Consider the following 19,107-nt stretch of genomic DNA (forward strand, 5'->3'; position numbering starts at 1 on the left):
GCCGGTCAGGCGGTCTTCGGAGGCGTCGCGCCCAGGGCGGTCGAGAATTGCGAGCCGAGTAGCGGGGGCAAGGCGGGCTTGGGCAGCGCGCGCATCAATTGCGCCGCGAAGTCGCAATTGATCGCCAGCCCGGCCTCGGCATCGGTGGTGACGTTGGAGATGCGCACCAGCGCGCCGTCCACGATCAGTCCCGCGACCTGGCTCTTGAGGCGGGCCATGAGCTGCTGGTTGCCGTTCTGCGGCAGATATTCGCCCACCCGCGTCCAATAGAGGATCTGCTCGGTGCGGTTGTAGCTCGACGCGGTCAGCGCGCGTCCGGGCACCACGACCTGTGGCGACAGCGGAATATCGGCGGCGGCGCTGCTGCTCACCGTGAAGCCGAAGAACGGATAGCAGATCTCCGGGCGGTGGAGCTGGAGCAGGTCGGTCTGCGCGCCGCCATAGGCGATCAGCAGCATCACCGTGGCACCGTCGGCGCGCGAGAAGACGCGGCTGACGACCTGGTTGTAGAGCTTGTCCTCCAGGCTGTCCGCGCGCGCGGGGGCGATCAGCGCGCCGATGTCCTCCGCCTTCCACGCGCCGAAGGCGTGCGGCATCAGCTCATCGAGCTTGGTGCTGCCGAGCAGGTTCATGCGGTGGCGCGGCTTCAGCGCCAGTGTCGTCCCCGCCGTGGCGAAGCAGGCTGCGCCGATGAGCAGATCGCGACGGCCGATCATGCGCGCTTGCTCCGCAGGCCCGTCAGGAATTCGATCAGCCAGTCGATCCCGAAAATCCCCAGCAGCGCCACGATGAACATCACCACGCCGGCGGTATTGTGCAGGAAGCTCTGCGCCGCCGCGTCGCCCATATGATAGGTGATCAGCACGAGGATGATGATCCGGATGATGTTGGCGATCACCGCGACCGGAATGATGAGCAGCACGATGAACAGCGCATAGCGCCAGGACGGCTTGTTCTTGATATAGATGTAGAGCAGCGTGACGACGATCAGGCTCGACAGCGAGCGCAGGCCCGAACAGGCATCCTCCACCAGGAGCTGATAGGGGCCGATGAACAGTGTCACGCCCTGGCGCAGGATCGGATAATCGGCCCAGGTGAGGATCGTGGTCGATGCATGGGACACGAATTCCTTGAGCGGCGCGGTGAGCCGATCGACCAGCCAGTTCGGCGGCGGGATGAGGAAGAACATCCACAGCACCGGGAACCACATCTGCCTGAGCGCCCGGCTGCCGAGATAGAGATAGGCGATGGCGGTGCCGGTGCCGACCAGGCCAGCCACTTCGATGCTGATGAAATCGAAGACGCGGCCGCCGGTGTAGACCAGCAGGCACAGCAACAGCAGCAAGCTGCCGATCAGCGGATTGCCGGGCCGGACGACCGGGGCGATCGACTGGCTCTGGCGCCACAGCATCCAGGCGCCGGTCGCCAGCACGATCGGGCCATGGACACCGCCCTCGGCGCTCCACACCTGCCGCGCCAGCGTGATGAAGGTCGGGATCGCGAGTGTCGCGAAGGCGAGCACCACCAGCCAGATGCCGTAGGAACGCCGCTGCGGCGAGGAGTCCGCGGAGCGTTCCGCCACGCTCGCCACGTCAGTAGCCGTTCAACACGCAGCCGATGACATTAGCGCGGTCGGCGCGCAGCAGGTTGCCGAGCGTGGCGACGTCGTTGATGTAGCTCGAATCCTTGCGGGCGACGATCAGGCTGTAGCCGACGACGTTGGCGACGCGCTGCGCGTCGGTGCAACTGTTCGAAGCCGTGGTGTCGAAGATCGTGATGTCGAATTCGCGCAGCAACTGGCCCGTGAAATCGCGGAAATGCTCCGACGAGAGCAGTTCCTGCGGGTTGTTCAGCAATCGGCCGGCCGGGATGATGGACAGGTTCGGAAGCCGCGTCTTGTGGATCACCGTGTCGATCGGCGTCGTGGGATCGGACAGATAATCCGTCAGCCCCGTCTGATCGTCGAGGTTGAAGGCGCCGCCGATCGCCGGATCGCGCAGATTGGCGTCGACCAGCGCGGTGCGGATGCCGATCTGCGCCAGCGCGGTTGCCAGGTTGATCGCGATGAACGTGCAGCCGACGCCTGCGGAAGGCCCGCAGATCGCGAGCGCGCGCCGGCCCTCGCGAATGTGGCGCGCGACGATGCGCGTGCGCAGTCCGCGGATCGCCTCGGCCTCGATGCCGCTCGGATCGGCCAGCACGAGCTGATATTCGAGCACGCCCACCGTTTCGGGAAGCGCCACGCCGCGGCCAGGTTCTTCGCCACGATATTCGGGCTCGTGAGGGGTCACACCTTCCATCAGCTTGCCGTAACCTCTTGTTCTTCGACTGTCTGCGCGACTTCCTGATAGCCCCGCCGCAGCCGGCTGGGCAGCGAGAGGCCGCTCTGGATCACCGCGAAGACCGGCGCATCGACTGCGCTCTCGAGGTCTTCCTTGCTGCGGACGCGGCGCCCGAGCAATTCGATCAGCAGCGCGGCGAGCACGCCGATGCCGAGGCCGAAGCCAGCGGACGCGCCGACGATCAGCGGGATGTTCGGGAAATAGGGCTTTTCCGGCGCGGACGCGTCGCCGAGCGCGGTCATGCCGGCATCGGCGCTCTGGGCCTCGAGCCGCAGATCGGCGACGCGCGCCGCCGCCTTCACATATTGATCCTGCTTCAGCGACACGTCGCGCTGCATCTGGGTCAGCCTGTCGAGCTTCTCGCGGTCCGCGATCACCTTCGATCGCGTGGCGGCCATCTCGCCCTCGATCGCGCCGCGATTGACGCCGCCCCCCGGGGCCAGCGCCGCGGTTTCGCGGGCCGCCGTGGCGGCAAGCGCGACGCGCTGACGCTGGAGCGCCTGGAACACGGGATGGTTGGGGCCGAGCGTTTCGGCTGCCTGCGCGATCTGCTGGTCGAGCTGGGTGAGCTGCGCCTGGGCCGGACTTGTGCCCATCGGCATACGCACGGCGTTCGAGGTCGCGGCCGCGACGCTCTGGCCCGAGAGCATCTCCAGCTTCTGCGTGTCGAGATCGACATTGTTGGCGGTGAGGACGATGCCGTTCGCCTTCGCGAAGGCGGTACGCGCGGTTTCCGCATCCACGAGCGCCTTGCGCGCCGTTTCGGCCTGATCTGCGTACCAGGTCGCGGATTTGGAAGCGGAATCACGCTTATACGCCAGGCTCTCCTCGAGGAACGACTGGCGGACCAGGTTAGCGATCTGCTCGGCGCGCTCCGGCGTCGAATCGACATAGTCGATCTGCAGGATGTTGCTGCCCTCGATCAATTGCGCCCGAGTGCTGGCGATGATCTGCTGCGCCAGCCAGCGCCGGATATCGCCCGATGCGGCGGCTTTCGACGCATTGAACGCGGCGATGTTGCCGGGATCGTTGATCCAGCCGAGCTGGTCGACCACGCGGCCCGCGGTGCGATAATCCTCGATCAGCTCGACCTGCGTCTGCGCATAGGCGCGCAGCAGGTTCGAGCCGATCACCTGTCCCGTAACGGGATCGGGCTTGAACGTGTCGAGCACCAGGCGCGTGGTCGCGCGATAGCGCTCGGGCAGGAACTGAGTCACGATCGTGGCGGTCGCCACGCAGACCAGAAACGTCGGCAGGATGATCCAGCGGCGCGCCCACAATATACGGAAGAACTGAATGATGCTCACGGGTTCGCCTCGCGATTGGAAGAGCTCAGAAAACGCGCTCGCCGACGACGACGACATCCCCCGGCTGGAGCGTTTCGTCGAGCTTCATCTTGCGCTCCGCACCATCACGATAGACCTTCACCCGGCCGGTCGAGCCCGAAGGAGTCAGGCCGCCGCCGCGCGCCAGGGCGCGGCGCAACGTCATGTCCGCCCGAATCGGATATACGCCCGGCGCGTTGACTTGGCCATAAATGTAGAATTGCTCCGCTTGGGGCACGAAGAGCTTGTCGCCGGCCTTCACCACCGGATCGTCGCTGGGGCCGCCCGAGGCGAGCTTCTGATAGTCGAGATGCTCAGCCGTGCCGTCGGCATGCGTAAGCACGACCTCCTCGGCCGCAGTGATCTTCAGGCCGCCGGCGCGCGCCAGGATCTCGCTGACCCGGTAGCCGCGGTCGATCGGCTGAAGGCCGGCCACGCCTACTTCGCCGAGGACGACGATATAGTTGCTGACGAAGCCGACGATTTCGACGCTGACGATCGGCTTGGCATAATAGCCGCCGGCTCGAAGCTGCGCGGCCAGCTTGTCGGCGAGCGAGATCGAAGTCTCTCCGGTAACCGGTACCGCGCCGAGATAGGGCAGGGTGACGGTCCCGTCGGAGCTCACGCGGGCGCGGGTCTTGAAGTCGCTCTGGCCGAGCACATCAACCTCGATGACGTCGTCGGCGCCGATCCGATAGCCTGCCGGTGCGACGGCGGGAGCGGGGACGCTCGGAGCTGCGCCGTTCGCCTGGGGCACGGTCTGGGCCGGGGCCGATGCGAGGGGTACCTGCTGCTGTGCGGGCGCAGGCGTCGGCAGGCGGCGCGTCGGGATCTGGGCGCTGGCCGGCGTGGCGAAGGACGTGGCGGTGGCCAGGAGCAGGATTTGACGGAGCTGGTTCTTCATAGCTGAATGCCTGCGCTTAGAGAGACAAGGTCGTCGTGAGGGAGACCCGGGTCGCGTTGTAATCGATCAGATTCGCGTTGGAAGTGCGCCTGATCTGGCTGCCGTCGAGCCGGAAGCGCAGCCTGCGCCCGGCCTGGTAGGTCAGCCCGGTGTTGAGTTCGTAGGTTTTATCGCTGCCCAGTTCGAGCAGGCCGGCGAACAGGGGGGAGGGCTGGAAGGACCGTCGGCGGAAGCTGCCACCGCCGCTCCAGCCGATCCGCGGCGTGATCTGCGTGCTGAGCGTGAAAGCCACCGACGTGTTGACGTCGTAGCTGGCGAAGACGATCTGCGAGGGGCCGGCGGATCGGCTCCCGGTCAGCCCGATCTGGAAGAAGTCGCCGCGATATTGTGCTGATACGTCGAAGCCGACTCCCTTGAAACCCGATGCGCCCGCGAGCTTGGGGTCGAGCTGGGTATAGCTCGCCGAGCCCGTGAAGTTCAGCCGGGTGCCGATGCTGCGCTCGAGCTGCAGGCCGGCGGAATAGACGCGCGTGCCGTCGGTTTCGCCGCTGGGCGTGGGCCGGTTGACATAATCGCTGTCGCTGTACCGTCCGAAGATCGACACGGTACCGATCGCCGGCGAGTTGTAACCGATCTGGCCGGTCAGGCTGGTCGTGTCGGCGTCCGACAGTTTCCGGATGGGCGTCGAGTTGCGGATTTCCGTGCGGTGGATCGCAATCGAGGGGCGGAAGCCGATCCCGGCCCCGCACCCGATATCGGCGCCATAGTCGCGCACTTCCTGCGTGTTGTTGATCGACGCGGCCGGGGCGGTCGTCAATACGTCGCCGATGTCGCTCAACTGGCGGCTATAGCTTCCTTCGCCATGCAGGATGCAATCGGAAAGCACGCGCTGGTTCACGCCGGCGGCGAGGTTCAACCGTTCGCGGTTGAGGCGGGTGTAGCGGCGGTAGAAATTATAGCCGAGGCTTCCGCTCAGCGTGAAATCGCCGGTGGCGCGGGGCAGATAGATGTCGAGATCGAGGCTGGGTGCCGCGCTGACGTCGTCATCGGGCTGGCCGCCGCTCAGGCGCCGGTCGCTCAGCACGACGTTGCTGTCATATTGAAGCTTGACCGTTGCGGCAACGTTGATCTCCCGGCCGCGCTGGCTCTGTGCCAATGCGGGCGTCGCGCACGCACAGGTGGCAAGGAGCAGCGCGGTTGCGCACACCCGCGAACGAGCGGGGGTGGTCCCTCCACGAACATGAACCGACAATATGCGCACTTTTGGCCCCCCAGGCTTATTCGCTCATATCAATCGCCTGTAGATCAGGCAATCGATGTAGACCAGCCGTTGTGCCATGTGTCGCACCTGTCTAGTTTTGGGGCGATACTAGATCTGGCTCCGGGCAAGTCACGGGCGTTGCGCGGCGAAATTGCACTAGATGCCGCACCATGTGCATGGTGCCAGTCTAGCTACGCGACACGGGCGCTGCTACGAGCCGGTGCCGGGCAGCGTCGGAGGCCGGTCACCAAGGTTCGCCGCAGGAAGGGATTCTCATGCAGACGCCATATGATTGGGTGACGGTCGCCATATTCGCGGGCCTGATCGTGATCTTCCTGCAAAGATCCCAGGAAGATTCCGTGGTGCGGGATACCATGATAAGCTATCTTCCGCCCGCGGTCGGCTGCGCTGTCGCCAACTATCTTGGCAACGAGGAATATCACGTTTTCGCAATCATTACCGTGATACTCGTGCTCGCCTATATCGCGCTGGTGATAAAGCCATATGAATTCATCAAGCGCCGGTAACGCGCGCTGACGGTGAACATTGCTCATGATGAGGTGAATGCGTGTCGCGAAGCTCTGTAATGCGGTTTCTCTGGCCCTTTTCGCGCAAGCAGGAGAGCGAGGAGGATCTGCCGATCCTGCCGGGCTATGCCGCCGGCGCGCGCGATGCGGTCGCGCCCGCCCGCACCCGGCCCGAATTCCCGAGCTTCCGCGCCTCGGCGCTGGACCGTCCGCTCGAGCGCAAGCGCGAACGCCGCGAGATCACGCAGGCGCGCTTCGCCATCATGAACATGTTCACGCCGACCCAGCCGGTGACCGATCGCGCCAGCTTTGCGGGGCGCCTGGGCATGCTGGGCAAGCTCATCTCGTCGATCGAGGGACAGCGCAGCCATGTCGTGCTTTATGGCGAGCGCGGCATCGGCAAGACCTCGCTGCTGCACGTGCTGACCGATGTCGCGCGCGAATCCAGCTATATCGTGAGCTATGCGACCTGCGGCGTCTCGTCCGATTTCTCCGAGACCTTCCGCGCGGTGCTCGAGGACGTGCCGCTGCTCTTCCATCGCGGCGTTGCGCCGAACGCCGGCGAGGCGGAATCAGGCGGCAGCCTGGCCGAGCGGCTGCCCGCGGGCAAGTTCGGCGCGCGCGAGCTGGCCGACCTGTGCTCGGAGATCGTCGGTACCCGCGTCATCATCATCCTCGACGAATATGATCGCCTGACCGACAGCAGCTTTCGCCAGGCGGTGGCGGAGCTGATGAAGAACCTCTCGGACCGCGCCGCGCGCGTCCAGATCGTGATCGCCGGCGTGGCACCGGACCTTCAGGAGCTGCTGGGCTATGCGCCCTCGATCCGCCGCAACATCATCGGGCTGCCGATGCCGCGGCTCCAAGAGAGCGAGATCCAGGAGATGATCGCGATCGGCGAGGCATCGGCCGGCGTCCGCTTCGATCCGAAGTTCGGCCATCTCGTCAGCCTGCTGGCGCTGGGCTCGCCCTATCTGGCGCGGCTGCTGTGCCATCATGCCGGGATCGAGGCGCTCGACCAGGGCCGGCTGACCGTTGATGTCAGCCATCTGCGCGGTGCGCTGGACACGGTGATTACCGAGGCCGAAGGCCGCATGTCGCCGCGCACCGTGGCCGACATGCAGCGCTTCCGCAGCGGCAGCTATCCGCAGCTCTTCACCGCAATCGGCGAGGCCTCGCGCTCGGCGGACGGCTGGTTCACGATCGACGAGGTCGCGGCATTGCTACCCGACAGCGCCGGCGGTGCCGCCCATGTGCAGTCCGAGCTGCAATCGCTGGGATCGATGCTGGGGCTGGAGACCGAGGTGGAGGATGGCGAGCAGCGCTTCCGCTTCCGCGACGACAGCCTGCCGATCTATCTCTGGCTGCTGATCGCCCGCGACCGGCTCAACAGCGGCAAGCTCGAAACGGCTTTCCCGGAGCGCGCCGATCCCGGCAAGACCGTCCCGGCCGTTTCGCGCGCGTGATTACAGGCGGAAACCCAGGCTCTGGCGCAGCCCGGCACCGGCGCGCCAGAGCCTGAGCCGTATCAGCGTGGCCAGCGTGGCCAGGCGCGCGCCGCGTATTTCGGGCGCGCGGACGATGCGAGGCGCCTGGGTTGCGATCATCCCCGGCATCAGCAGCGAGCGGACCAGCCACTTCACGCGCCCGTTCGGCCGCTCGAGCGCGAACTGGAAGAGCTCGCTTTCCATCCGCCGTGTCTTGCTGAGCAGCGCCCGCCAGTCGTCGCGGGGCGGATGGCCCACTGCGGCGCCTTGGGCATATTCGATCGAAAGGCCCTGGGCGATCGCCCGGTGGCACCATTCCATGTCTTCGGAGACGCCGGTGCGGAACGGGCCGACCCGTTCGAAATCGTCCTTGCGCACGAACAGATTGGCCGTGACCGTGAACCGCTTGTCCCGGACATAAGCTTCATTGTCGAAGGCGAAGAGCAGCTCATAGGCCTGGGCGCCGTTGATCTTCCCTTCGGGCCGCAGGACGAACATCCTGCCGCCGACGAACCGGCCGGGCGATACGGCTGCCACACCCGCCGCGAGCCAGCCGGGCTCGGCCACGCAATCGCTGTCGATAAAGGCGAGGATCTCGCCCTTCGCCTGGGCGGCGGCGCCGTTACGTGCCGGGCCTGCGCCCTTCTCCGTGACCAGCACGACCCGCGCGCGACCGCCGGCGATGCGTTCCACCTCGGCGATGCCGCAGGGCGAGGCATTGTCGCCGACCACGATCTCGAACCGGTCGCGCGGAAAATTCTGTGCTTCGAGGGCGCCGAGGCAACGGTCCAGGCCAGCCAGATCATTGTAATGCGGCACGATCACCGTCACCGGAACGGAGGCCATGCCTTACCCTTGTCTTGCGGGGATCGCCGGGTCGCGCAGCGCTCCGGAGGCGTACGCGCAGGTTCGAGAAAACCAAGGTATATCAGAATCTTGCATCCGATGCACGGCGCTTCCCCGATGGTGTCCCAAACGTACCCGCGCAGGACACCGAGTCCCGACTTGCGCTATTGCGGATGCCCCGGCGGCGGCCTAGGTTCAAGTGAAACTTGGAAGGCTGGCGCGGACGGTTGCGGCGGCGGGGGAGTGGTGATGCGGATGAAGAGGGTGTTTCTGGTCTCGGTCGCGGTTGCGGCTCTGAGCCTTGCGGGCTGTCACGGCGGCAAGAAGGACGCGCTCGACAAGGGGCAGGTGGTCGCGACGGTCGATGGCGACGAGATCACGATCTTCGAGCTCAATGCCGAGCTCCAGGGCGCTCCGATCCCCGCCGGCGCCGATCGCAAGGTCTTCGAACAGGCGGCGTTGCAGCGCGTCATCGAGCGCAAGATCCTCGCCAAGATCGCGCGCGATCGCGGGCTCGACAAGAATCCGGCCTTCCTGCTGCAGGAGCGGCGCGCGGGCGAGCTGATCCTCGCCGGGATGCTGCGCGATCAGCTCGCGTCGCGCGTGGCGCAGCCGACCGACAACGACATCCAGCAATATATCGCGGCGCATCCCGAATTCTTTGCCCAGCGCAAGACCTTCTCGGTGGACCAGGTGGTCTTTCCGGCGCCCGCGTCGCCGGATAAGCTGCGGGAGTTCGGGCCGCTCAAGACGCTCGACCAGATCATCCAGAAGCTGACCGCCGACGGCACCAAGTTCCAGCGCGGTTCGGGCAAGATCGATACGCTGGCCATACCGCCCGAAGCCGCGAAGAAGATCGCCGGGCTCCCGGCGGGCGAAGTGTTCATCCTGCCGGCGCGCGAAGGCGTGACCGCCAATGTCGTCACCCAGGTGAATGTCGAGCCGCTCGCCGGCGATCAGGCGCGCGCCGCCGCGACCAATGCGATCCGCGCCGAGCGCTTCGCCAAGGCGGCGGATTCGCAGCTTGGCGAGATCGTGAAGAAGGCCAAGGCCGATGTGAAGTATCAGCCCGGCTATGGGCCGCCCAAGCAGGCGCCGGGCGCACCCGCGGCGCCGGGTACGCCGGCTGTCCCGGCTCCCGCCGCAGCCACGCCGACGACCGGCGGCTGAGCCATCCAACCCCGCGCAGCCATGCTTGCGCGGGGTTTTACTTCCTGTCGTAGCCGGGCCACCATTTGCCCGGATCGAGCGCGAGGGGGCGCCAGGCTTTCGAGACTGCGCGCAGCCGCGCGCCGCGCTTGCCGGCAAAGGGGGCTGCCAGCGCGCCGATGACCAGGTTCTGGGTAGCAAGCAGCCACAGGGCCGCGCCGGTGATGAACGCGCCGAACCTGCCGAAATGCTTATGGGCATAATGCATCTGCCCGGTCGTCCGGTACAGCAGCCTTGCGGGCGACAGCGCCGCGCCGCTGCCGACATCGTGGATCACCGCCGCATCGGGCGTGACGAGCACCGGACAGCCGCGTTCCCGCATCCGGAAGAACAGGTCGATCTCTTCCGCGTAGAGGAAGAAGCCTTCGTCGAACCCGCCCAATTGCTTCCACACATCGGCGCGCACCATCATGAAGCCGCCGGTGAGGACTTCGACTCTCCCCGGGGCGGTGGCATCGGCGGGCAGGCCGCCGCTGGAGAGCGCATCCCGCTTGCCCAGCGCCAGCTTCACGAAATCGCGCGGCCGCGGCAGGATCAGGAAATTGCCGGCCTCGAGATGGCCCGACGGCGACAGCGATCGTCCGCCCCACGCGCCGGCCTCGGGATTGGCCTGGGCGAAGCGCACCAGGCGATCGATCGCGTCATCGCGCGGAACGGCGTCGGGGTTGACCAGCAGGAGCAGGGGCGCGCGGGCATGGGCGGCGAGCCGGTTGTTGCCCGCGCCGAAGCCGATATTGCCTTCGCTCGGGACGATGCGGACCTGCGGCCAGGCGGTGCGTACATGCGCCTCGGTGCCGTCGTCGCCATTGTCGATCAGCAGGATCTCGTGCAGGGTGTTCGCAGCGGATTTCGCGATTCCGTCGAGGCATTTGTCGATGAAATGCGCCGCCCGGAACGCGACGACGAGGATGCTGACGTCCGGAGATTGGGCAGGGCGATCCGGGGACATTGCGGCTCCGTCTGAACAGATCACGGCGGGGAAACCCGTCGTGCCAGCATTTGCATGGCCGGGCGGCAATACCAAATGATACGTTAAGGGAAAGACCTGAGGCAGTAGAATTTGATTAACCCTGAGATTACAGGGATGATTCATTGCATCCGACTATATTGCACGCCAAGGCAGTTCCCGTCTCCGGGCTGTATGTGTCGATGCGTAAGGTAGTACGATGCCGGATATTGTGGTTAAGAATCAAGCAGAGCTTCTGGCCGCGATCGAGAACGCGCGGGGTGGAGAAACCATTAAGCTCCTGGCTGGAAATTACGGCACCATAAATATCGGCAACTCGGATTTCGCAAGTACGGTCAATATCGTTTCGGCGGATATCGACAATCCTGCCACGATCGAACGGATCATGATTAACGGCAGCAAGAACATCGCCGTGAAGAATATCGAACTGGTGACTCCGCCGAGCACTGTCGAAACGGATATTCAGTTGAACTATGTTTATGGTTCGTCGAACATCTCCTTCGACGGCGTGCATGTGAGTGGACCCCTGTCGAACCCCACCCAGAGCAATGCGGTGGGTCTGTCGATCAAGGACAGTTCGGGCATCACCATCGCCAATTCCACCTTCGATCACCTGGCAGCAGGTCTGAACGTCCGCGGCTCGAACAATGTCGTCATAGAGCACAACACGATCAGTGACATCCGCTCGGACGGCATGATGATCGCCTCGGTCAACAACATAACGATCGATGGAAACCTGATTACCGACATGTATCCGGCGCCGGAGGATCACCAGGACGGCATCCAGTTCTACACGAACGGTACGATCACGCCTTCAAGCAACATCACCATCACCAATAATCTGATTATTCAGGGTGAGGGAGAGGCCGCGCAAGGCATCTTCATGCAGGACGAGGTGGGGGGGCTTCCATTCGAGAATGTGAGCATCAACAACAATCTCGTCTATATGAGCGGGCGCTCCAACGGCATCTTCGTCAAGGGCGGCAAGAACGTCGTGGTGAGTTCCAACAGCGTGTTGTCGCGTTCGGACGATTCGACACCCATCTGGATACTTGTGCAGAACGTGTCCGGCGGTGCGGTATCGAATAACGTTGCCGACAGGCTCACAGCCTCGGCCAACACCGCAGTGACCGTCGGCACCAATTCCTGGATCGAGCAGAACGGCTTCACTCTGCGCTCGCTCGGCAATATCAATGACCTTGCCAAGACGAAGATCTCGGACCTTATTATCGATCGCCTGGGCTTTCATCCGCTTCTCGGCAGCATTGTCTATGATTTGTGGAGCGCCGAGAAGGCACTCGGCGGCAAGACCGTGACGGCGGTGGGCACCGGCGATCACATGGTGCTGGATCTGCAATTTGCCGCCAACGGGCTGGACGACCTCTCGCGCTTCAACTCGATCACGACGACGGCCGCGCTGGACCTGACGAATATCGAGGTCGCCAACGGCAAGGGAGTCTATCACGTATCGACAGGCAAGGGGTTCGAGCTTTCGCGCTCCAATGCGTTGCAATTGTTCGGAATGTCAGCCTTTACTTTGTCCTTCAGCATGCAGCGGGACTCGGCGACTTCGGCTACCGGCCAGATGGTGGGAATCTATCAGAGCTGGGCCGTTGCGCTCCAGTCCAATGGAGAGCTGAACTTCACGTTCAGGAATGACGCCGGCGTCACCTACACCATCGTTACGAACGGTGCGAAGATCACCGATACCCAGTCCCACGACATCGCGATTACCTATGACAAGACTGCCAAGCGCGCGGTCATCTATGTCGACAACGTCGCGAAGGGGACGGGCACGGTGACCGGTTCGACGCGCGCGCTCGAATATTGGAGCCTGTATGTCGGCAATCCCTACGGGACGAGCTTCGCGGGCAAGGTTGGGTATATTCAGATCCGCGACGTGGCATTGCCCGCGAGCCAGATCGCCCAGACCGGATCGGGCGCAGGGGAAGCTCCTGCCCCCGGCACCAATCCTTTCTTCCTTACGCCATCGCTCGCATCGGCGGCGGTGACGACAATTGCAGACTATCAGCGCTACGCGAACCAGGCGCAACTCGTTCATGCCTAGCCGGAGCGGGCACCCATAAGCGTGTCGGTGCACGCAGGGAAAATCCCTCGCGTGTCCGGGCTCGCGGCGTTTTTCGGCAAGGATCTCGTATCTGGCGTGGCGCGGCGGCGCCGGGGCGTGCCTTTCGCTTCCGCAGGCGTTGCGTGATACTGGCACCGTGACTGATCCCTGACTATGGAGTGCTGCGGGCGGCGGTCGCAATATCGATGCCGTTCGTGCCCGTGTGGCTGGAATATGGCGGCGACGCGTTGGGTAGTCGGGGGGTACGTCTGTGGTGAAGGTAACGGGGTCGTGACGGCCGTCGCCGATTTTGAGCAGAGCTGGTTGCGGCGGACTCTGCGACGCGCCGGAACCGGCCTGTACGCCCTCGCGACCACACGACAGCGGCCGGTTCTCGCGGACTATTTCCCCCAGCGCTCGCCCCGATGGCGCCTGGCATCCAAGACCTTGCTGTTGGGCGTAATGGGCTTCGTGGCGATGTTCTACGGTCTGTTGAGCGCAGTGATGCCGCTCCAGATCATCCTGCTGATGTCGATGCCGCTGGCGATACTCGCGTTGCTGGTGATCTGGGCGCTGCCCGAAGCTGCGACCATTCCTGAAAAGAGCCTCTCGTACGTCTTCTTCGCGTTCTTCGTCCTTACGATCGTCTGGCCCAATTATCTGTCGATCGCCTTGCCGGGGCTTCCCTGGATATCGGTGCGAAGGCTGCTGGGCGCGATCGCGACTATTCTGTTTCTCATCAGTCTTTCCACCTCCGCGAAATTTCGGAGCCAGATCTGGTCGATCGCTTCCGCGGAGAAGTTGTTCGTCAGGCTCCTGATCGGTTTCGGCATAGTCCAGTTCATCTCCGCTCTGATTAATCAACCGGCGCTGCGGCTCGGCCGTGTCCTGGACGCGCAGATGACCGGTACGGTGATATTACTGGTGAGCGCCTGGTATTTCTCGGCGGGAAACAACCGGATCGGCAAATGGCTGGTCACGCTCAGCGCGATCACCGTGGGCCTGATCGTGCTGAGCTTTTTCGAGCGCCATGCACAGCAAGTGCTTTGGGTAAATCACATACCGTCATTTCTCCACGTCGATGAAGCCTATATCGAGCAGTCGCTCAAGCCCCGTTTCCGCGGCAGTTACAGGGCGGTCACGACCTTCAGCAATCCATTGATATATGGGGAGTTCCTGGCATTCGTCGTGCCATTCGTGCTGCATTATCTGATGAATTCCCGCAAATTGATGCAGATGGTCTTCTGGGGTGGAATGGATCTCTTGTTGCTGATCGGGGCATTTGTCAGCAGCGCACGGCTGAGCCTTGTGGGCTTCATCGTGGCCCATGGCTTCTACATGTTTCTCTGGGCGGTTCGGCGCTGGCAGACCCACAAGCCGGGATTGATCGGTCCTGCGCTCACCTTGATGTATCCCGCGCTGATCGTCACGGCGGGCGTGTTGCTGGTCACCGTCGATGCGTTCCGTATCAGGATTCTCGGCGGCGGCGCCACGCAGGCTAGCAACCTTGCGCGCGCCGAGCAGTTCAACATGGCCCTGCCTGCGATCATCCGAAAGCCCCTGTTCGGTTATGGGCCGGGCGGGAGCGGCCAGGCGATCGGCTGGAAATCTCTGGACGGCCAGCTTTCGGTCGACAATTATTATCTCACCATCAGCGCCGATTACGGGGTGACCGGGCTGGTGCTCTTCTTCGGCATGATCGCAATGATGACTTGGTGGTTGTCCCGCGAGGGAATCCGGGCGCCCGGGACAAGGTCGCCGCTGGCCTTCGCCGTAGCTGCGTTCCTTGCCGTGTTCCTGACGACGCGAACCGTGCTGTCGACGCCCGACAACAATCCGCTGGTCTATCTCGTGCTGGGACTGGGCGTCGCGCTGCTCTACGATGCCAGGCACGATCGCAGGATTACGATCTGACACGACGCGACGGGGCTGATCGAGCCCATGAGGGAGGGCAGATGACGGGAACCAGCCGCCGCCAGTTTATCGGCACGACGCTGGCGCTGGGGATCACGCCCCTGGCATGCTCCTCGCCGTTGAGCGCGCCCGCCAGGAGCATGGGCAGGCGTGCCGGGCCGGGCATGCTGCAGCCCGGCGTCGCCTGGAAGGGCACGCCGGGCAGTGGCGGCCGGGCGCCGGCGCAGAGCGACACGCCGCTCGGCACGCTGGTGCCCGATGAGTGTTTCACCGGCGGCTTTTCCGCGATTCCAGGGCAGTGGGTCCATGGCGAGGGCGTCAAGATCACGGCCTTGGGCCTGCCGCCGCAACCTTGGGACAGCGATCAGATCAACTATTTCAAGGAAGCGGTGTTCTTCCTCGAAGGAGAAAGCGTCACCGTGCGCGAGTGGAGTGTCAACGACACGCCGGTTCGGATGCACGACGGCCGCATGGCGCCGCAGGGATCGGTGGGCTTCTCCGTCGAGATCGGCGCGGGATTGGGGCGCGTAACCGCCGGGGACGCGATCCTCTATTGCTATCTGCGCGGTGAGCACGGCCTGGAACGCAGGATCGAACTCCCCCTTGTCATCAACGTCGATCGCTCGCTGGATGCCGACCGGCATGTCGTCCATGTGCATCCTGCGCTCGGCAATGATGCCGCCTCCGGAACCGCGGAGCAGCCGTGGCGCACCCTGACGCGCGCGCTGAGCCTCGACGGCGTGCGCAGCGGCGGCAAGGTCATCCTCCTGGGCAGCGGCAACTATGTCGAGGATGTCGGTCCTCGGCATGTTCCCACGCTCCAGAACGGACGCATGATCGAAGTGGAGCCGAAGCGAGGCCTGGTACCCGAACAGGTCGTGATAACCATGACGTCCAGGCTGGGGATAAGCCGTTGGAAGATCTATGCGCAGAAGGTCCATTTCCAGGGGCTGACGGTTGATCTGGGCAAGATCGTGGTGATCCAGTCGAACGCGCAGGACAGCACGCTCGCCTTTTCCGGATGCCGGCTGGTCGATCCTGCGGGAGCGGCGGGTCCGCGGGATTCGAACGGTATCGATCTCGGCTATTATACCGGATCGGTAGCGGCGCTGCGCGAAGCGATCGCCGCGGCGTTCGTGCCGGCCGCCCGTATCTATTTGAGCGAATGCTTGTTCATCAACTATTCGACGCAGGGCGCCCGCCTGTATCGCAACGTCACTGCGGAATCGGCGACGGACAGCTTCTCGGGCGGTCCGCCCGGCTATGACGATGTCGTCGTCGATGGTTATTTCGTGACGATGCCGCGCGATTTCCGAGCACGCCTCCATCCGTCTGCCGATCTCGTCGTCGCATCGACGCGGACGGGGCCGGACGGCAATACCATCGTCCAGATCACCGGTTCCCCCGGTTTGCCGCTATCCAAGGGAGGGCCGGATTTCGCCATCGCGGTGACCGGCGGCGCGCTTACCGGCCAGGATCGCATCGGCGTGGTGGGAACGGATGCCAACAGCCTGATGCTGAACACGAAGCTGGCGTTGAGCCCTGGCGATCGCGTGCGCTATTTCTATTTCGATCATGTGGATTTCTGCCAGCAGAAGAACGTCTTCAAGCCCGAGCAGTCCGGTTTGCGCAACACGACGATCTTCCGATATCACGGGATATCGCCCTCCGCGCAGCTCTTCCTGACCCAGGGATATGCCGCGCTGGAAGCAGGCACGACCATCACCACGATTGGGAAGCGCTTCTCGTTGAAGAGCGGCAGCGGCAGGCCCAATGTCGTCCTGCCCAGCGACGTATTGAAGCTGGACGATGGTCCGCGAGGAGGGGGGGAATATCGCCTAGTCGAAGGCTACGATCCCGCGACCGCGACGGGAACGCTGCTCGAGCCTTTCTCAAAGGACCAGGCAGACAGCAAGGTGGGTCGCGGAAAGACCGTCAACGGCTTTGTCATGGCCTTGTCGAACCTGCGCAAGACCGGCGTGCCGCCCATTTTCAAACAAATGGGCCAATTGCAGGACGGCCATCGCAACTTCGTGGTCGCGCATAGCACCTTCATCTCGCAACCCTATTGCGTGACGTTCAACAACAATCGGCCAGGCCATGGCAATCGCAACCATGTGCATCTCTTCAACGTCTATTTCCGGATGGACGGGAGCTATGGCTTGCCTTTCCCCAGCTATGGCCTGCGCATCGAGGGATGCCAGTTTCTGGAAGGCGAGCCGCGCGGCAAGGACGCGCGCAAAGGGGGAGAGCTACCGCCTCCGGCCGATGCCGCGCGTTATGTTCCGCCCAAGAACTGGAAGCCGGTTGGCAGGCGTCCGCTGATCCCGTTCGATGCGTTCGGGCGCGCCCTCACCGAGGCGTCACCGCTGGGCGCTATCTCGGTTTGAGACGTCTCTCCCCCGGTGCCGACCGGCCCTCGGGAGGAGATCACCCCGCGCGTCTGGCGTCGTACTCGCGGATCAGTTCGACCGTGTTCTCGATGTTGCGGCGGCTTGAGGCGCCGAACAGGATCGAAGCGACATAGGGTTCGTTGACCACCCACTCGATTGCCTCGCGCGGCGGGATCGCTCCGGAGGCGAGCACCGACATCGCGATCACGCGCGCGGGATGTCTGGCCGTCGCCTCGCGATAGGCTTCGATCCCGCCCGACATGCGGAACGCGACCTTGTTGACGTTGGCGCAGACGATCGGGTTCTCGACACCGGCGGCAGCCAGTGCCGGCAGCAGCATCGGCAGGTTCATCGAAAAATAGCCGGGCTCGGCCTTGTACTTCTTCTTCACATGATCCGCGAAGATCCGATAGGCGTCGTAATAGCCCAAGCCCAGGACGAGATCGGTGACGACGTTCTGGAGGAAGATGATCGGAGTATCCATACCCTCGAACGGCTTCATCTCGGCGTCGATCAGCAGGGTGATGATGCCTTCCACGTCGCGCGTCACCAGCGCCTTGCCGCCGCGCATCATCGCATCGATCAGGCCGCCGCTCGGCAGAAACTGCTTGAGCGCGTCGAAATAACCCTGCTCGGTGACGGCGTTGGCGTATTTATGGGCATAGGGCATGCCGGGATAGAATTTCATGCCGTCCCAGCGGCCCGGCTGGGTCTTGATGAGCTCGACCAGCTCGATGATCCGCTCATGCGTGGTGCACATGAAGCCGGGGACGCCGGCGCTGTATGCGGCGTGCAGCGTATCGGCGATCGCATTGATGTCCTGGAAGCGCATCATCTGCTGACGCGCCTTTTCCTCGGACATGTGATTGATGCCGAAGAACTGGTTGTCGCCGAAAAAGATGCGATCCACTATTCTTTTCCCTTGATGATGCCCGCGCCCAGGAAGCTGCGGACCTTGTCGGTGAATTCTGCGGCCGCGAAGCGGGCGATGCCGGCAGAGCCCTGCATCGGCGCATCGACCAGGCGGCGCATCTCGCGGTGGAGCGTCTCGACGTCGTCCACGATCAGCAGGCCCGGCGTGTCGTGGAATTTGTCGGCGGTGTGCATCTGGTGATCGGTGGTGTGCTCGCGCCATTCGGCATGGCGTGGCATCAGCAGCATCTGCTTGCCGATCTCGAGCGCCTGCAGGATCGAGCCCATGCCGACATGCGCCACGAACAGCGTGCAGTCCTGCAGCCGCCGCGCATAGTCCGCATGCGGCACGATGCGCGCCCATTCGCAGTGCTGGGGCTCATATTCGCCCTCGCCGATCTGGAGGAAGACCGGCACGTCGGGATTGGCGAGTGCCCATTCGTCCACCCCCTTCACGAGGCGGTCGAAAGGCAGCATCGATCCGACCGAGGCGAAGATCATATCACCCGCCCCCAGCTCTCGACGCCCTCGCGCTCGGCCACGTCGGGCCATTGGCTGATGACCTTGTGCGCCAGCCTGCGGGCGAGGCGGCCCGAGGACGACATGCGCTCCGAATTGGCGATGCTGTCGATCCACAGCGTCCGCCGGAAGGTGAGGCGGCCGAGCAGGATGAAGGCGAGCATCGGCGCCGATCCGGTGGTGACGATCACCCTCGGCCGTTCCCTGGCGAGGATGCGGATCGCCTTCAGGAACACCGGCACGAACGATTTCAGGTCGAAGCGCGAGGCATCGGGCACGGTGTAGAAGCGCGCGCCGTCCAGCATATCGGCATAGCTCTCGAACATCGACACATAGGCCGTGTCGAAATCCTCGAACGCGGGGCGCAGGCGGAGTAACTGGATCCAGTGCCCACCACCCGACGCCAACGCCAGAAGTCGCGGCTTCGCCATGC

Annotated in this window: 17 protein-coding genes; 6 read left to right on the plus strand and 11 right to left on the minus strand. The window is 64.1% G+C overall.

Features of this window, described 5'->3' with window-relative positions:
• Positions 1 to 5 precede the first annotated feature (5 nt).
• From epsI to HB724_RS08635, 6 genes are read right to left on the minus strand one after another with little or no spacing between them, the layout of a single operon-like run.
• Entirely contained in the window at positions 6 to 716 is a 711-nt protein-coding gene (gene epsI, locus HB724_RS08610; RefSeq protein ID WP_213980512.1) for an exosortase-associated protein EpsI, V-type, read from the minus strand.
• A complete protein-coding gene (gene xrtV, locus HB724_RS08615) occupies positions 713 to 1,582 on the minus strand; it encodes an exosortase V (protein WP_213980513.1) in 870 nt (289 codons plus the stop codon). The genes epsI and xrtV overlap by 4 nt, the downstream gene beginning before the upstream one ends.
• A gap of 10 nt (positions 1,583 to 1,592) precedes the next feature.
• Positions 1,593 to 2,300, minus strand: a complete 708-nt coding sequence (locus HB724_RS08620; protein ID WP_213980514.1) for a CpsD/CapB family tyrosine-protein kinase — start codon at positions 2,298 to 2,300, stop codon at positions 1,593 to 1,595.
• Entirely contained in the window at positions 2,300 to 3,649 is a 1,350-nt protein-coding gene (locus HB724_RS08625; protein ID WP_213980515.1) for a Wzz/FepE/Etk N-terminal domain-containing protein, read from the minus strand. The genes HB724_RS08620 and HB724_RS08625 overlap by 1 nt, the downstream gene beginning before the upstream one ends.
• 25 nt (positions 3,650 to 3,674) lie before the next feature.
• Positions 3,675 to 4,571, minus strand: coding sequence for a polysaccharide biosynthesis/export family protein (locus tag HB724_RS08630; protein WP_213980516.1), 897 nt, complete (start codon positions 4,569 to 4,571; stop codon positions 3,675 to 3,677).
• A gap of 16 nt (positions 4,572 to 4,587) precedes the next feature.
• Complete coding sequence (locus HB724_RS08635; RefSeq protein ID WP_346344696.1) at positions 4,588 to 5,778, minus strand: gellan polysaccharide biosynthesis protein GelF; 1,191 nt, start codon at positions 5,776 to 5,778, stop codon at positions 4,588 to 4,590.
• A 329-nt stretch (positions 5,779 to 6,107) separates the two neighbouring features.
• Here HB724_RS08635 and HB724_RS08640 point away from each other — a divergent pair, with 329 nt between their 5' ends.
• On the plus strand, positions 6,108 to 6,359 hold the full coding sequence (locus tag HB724_RS08640) for an XrtV sorting system accessory protein (protein WP_213980517.1): 252 nt from the start codon (positions 6,108 to 6,110) through the stop codon (positions 6,357 to 6,359).
• A 59-nt stretch (positions 6,360 to 6,418) separates the two neighbouring features.
• Complete coding sequence (locus HB724_RS08645) at positions 6,419 to 7,825, plus strand: ATP-binding protein (protein WP_218625124.1); 1,407 nt, start codon at positions 6,419 to 6,421, stop codon at positions 7,823 to 7,825.
• Here the strand turns inward: HB724_RS08645 and HB724_RS08650 are convergent, their stop codons facing one another.
• Entirely contained in the window at positions 7,826 to 8,692 is an 867-nt protein-coding gene (locus HB724_RS08650) for a glycosyltransferase (RefSeq protein WP_213980519.1), read from the minus strand. It abuts the gene before it with no gap.
• Between the two features lie 255 nt (positions 8,693 to 8,947).
• Here HB724_RS08650 and HB724_RS08655 point away from each other — a divergent pair, with 255 nt between their 5' ends.
• Entirely contained in the window at positions 8,948 to 9,862 is a 915-nt protein-coding gene (locus tag HB724_RS08655; RefSeq protein WP_213980520.1) for an EpsD family peptidyl-prolyl cis-trans isomerase, read from the plus strand.
• A 37-nt stretch (positions 9,863 to 9,899) separates the two neighbouring features.
• On the opposite strand, the gene HB724_RS08660 is transcribed toward HB724_RS08655, so the two are convergent.
• Entirely contained in the window at positions 9,900 to 10,850 is a 951-nt protein-coding gene (locus HB724_RS08660; RefSeq protein WP_213980521.1) for a glycosyltransferase family 2 protein, read from the minus strand.
• Positions 10,851 to 11,067: 217 nt separating this feature from the next.
• Between HB724_RS08660 and HB724_RS08665 the strand changes: the two genes are divergently transcribed.
• The 3 genes from HB724_RS08665 (at position 11,068) to HB724_RS08675 (ending at position 17,240) form a co-directional block, all read left to right on the plus strand.
• Positions 11,068 to 12,936, plus strand: a complete 1,869-nt coding sequence (locus HB724_RS08665) for a right-handed parallel beta-helix repeat-containing protein (protein WP_213980522.1) — start codon at positions 11,068 to 11,070, stop codon at positions 12,934 to 12,936.
• A 291-nt stretch (positions 12,937 to 13,227) separates the two neighbouring features.
• Positions 13,228 to 14,850 (plus strand): O-antigen ligase family protein, encoded by a 1,623-nt coding sequence (locus HB724_RS20710; RefSeq protein ID WP_213980523.1) that lies wholly within the window; start codon positions 13,228 to 13,230, stop codon positions 14,848 to 14,850.
• Positions 14,851 to 14,891: 41 nt separating this feature from the next.
• Entirely contained in the window at positions 14,892 to 17,240 is a 2,349-nt protein-coding gene (locus HB724_RS08675; protein WP_213980524.1) for a DUF1565 domain-containing protein, read from the plus strand.
• Positions 17,241 to 17,280: 40 nt separating this feature from the next.
• On the opposite strand, the gene HB724_RS08680 is transcribed toward HB724_RS08675, so the two are convergent.
• Genes HB724_RS08680 through HB724_RS08690 form a run of 3 tightly spaced genes read right to left on the minus strand, consistent with a single transcriptional unit; the run spans position 17,281 to position 19,105 of the window.
• Positions 17,281 to 18,153 (minus strand): hypothetical protein, encoded by an 873-nt coding sequence (locus HB724_RS08680; RefSeq protein ID WP_213980525.1) that lies wholly within the window; start codon positions 18,151 to 18,153, stop codon positions 17,281 to 17,283.
• Positions 18,153 to 18,656 carry a glycosyltransferase gene (locus HB724_RS08685; RefSeq protein ID WP_213980526.1) on the minus strand — a complete coding sequence of 168 codons (504 nt, stop codon included), beginning with the start codon at positions 18,654 to 18,656 and terminating at the stop codon, positions 18,153 to 18,155. Before HB724_RS08685 ends, HB724_RS08680 begins: the two co-directional genes overlap by 1 nt.
• Positions 18,653 to 19,105, minus strand: coding sequence for a UDP-N-acetylglucosamine--LPS N-acetylglucosamine transferase (locus HB724_RS08690; RefSeq protein WP_213980527.1), 453 nt, complete (start codon positions 19,103 to 19,105; stop codon positions 18,653 to 18,655). The genes HB724_RS08685 and HB724_RS08690 overlap by 4 nt, the downstream gene beginning before the upstream one ends.
• Positions 19,106 to 19,107 lie beyond the last annotated feature (2 nt).

Origin of the sequence: Sphingomonas sp. dw_22, from assembly GCF_018449795.1 — a bacterium.
Classification (GTDB): domain Bacteria; phylum Pseudomonadota; class Alphaproteobacteria; order Sphingomonadales; family Sphingomonadaceae; genus Sphingomonas.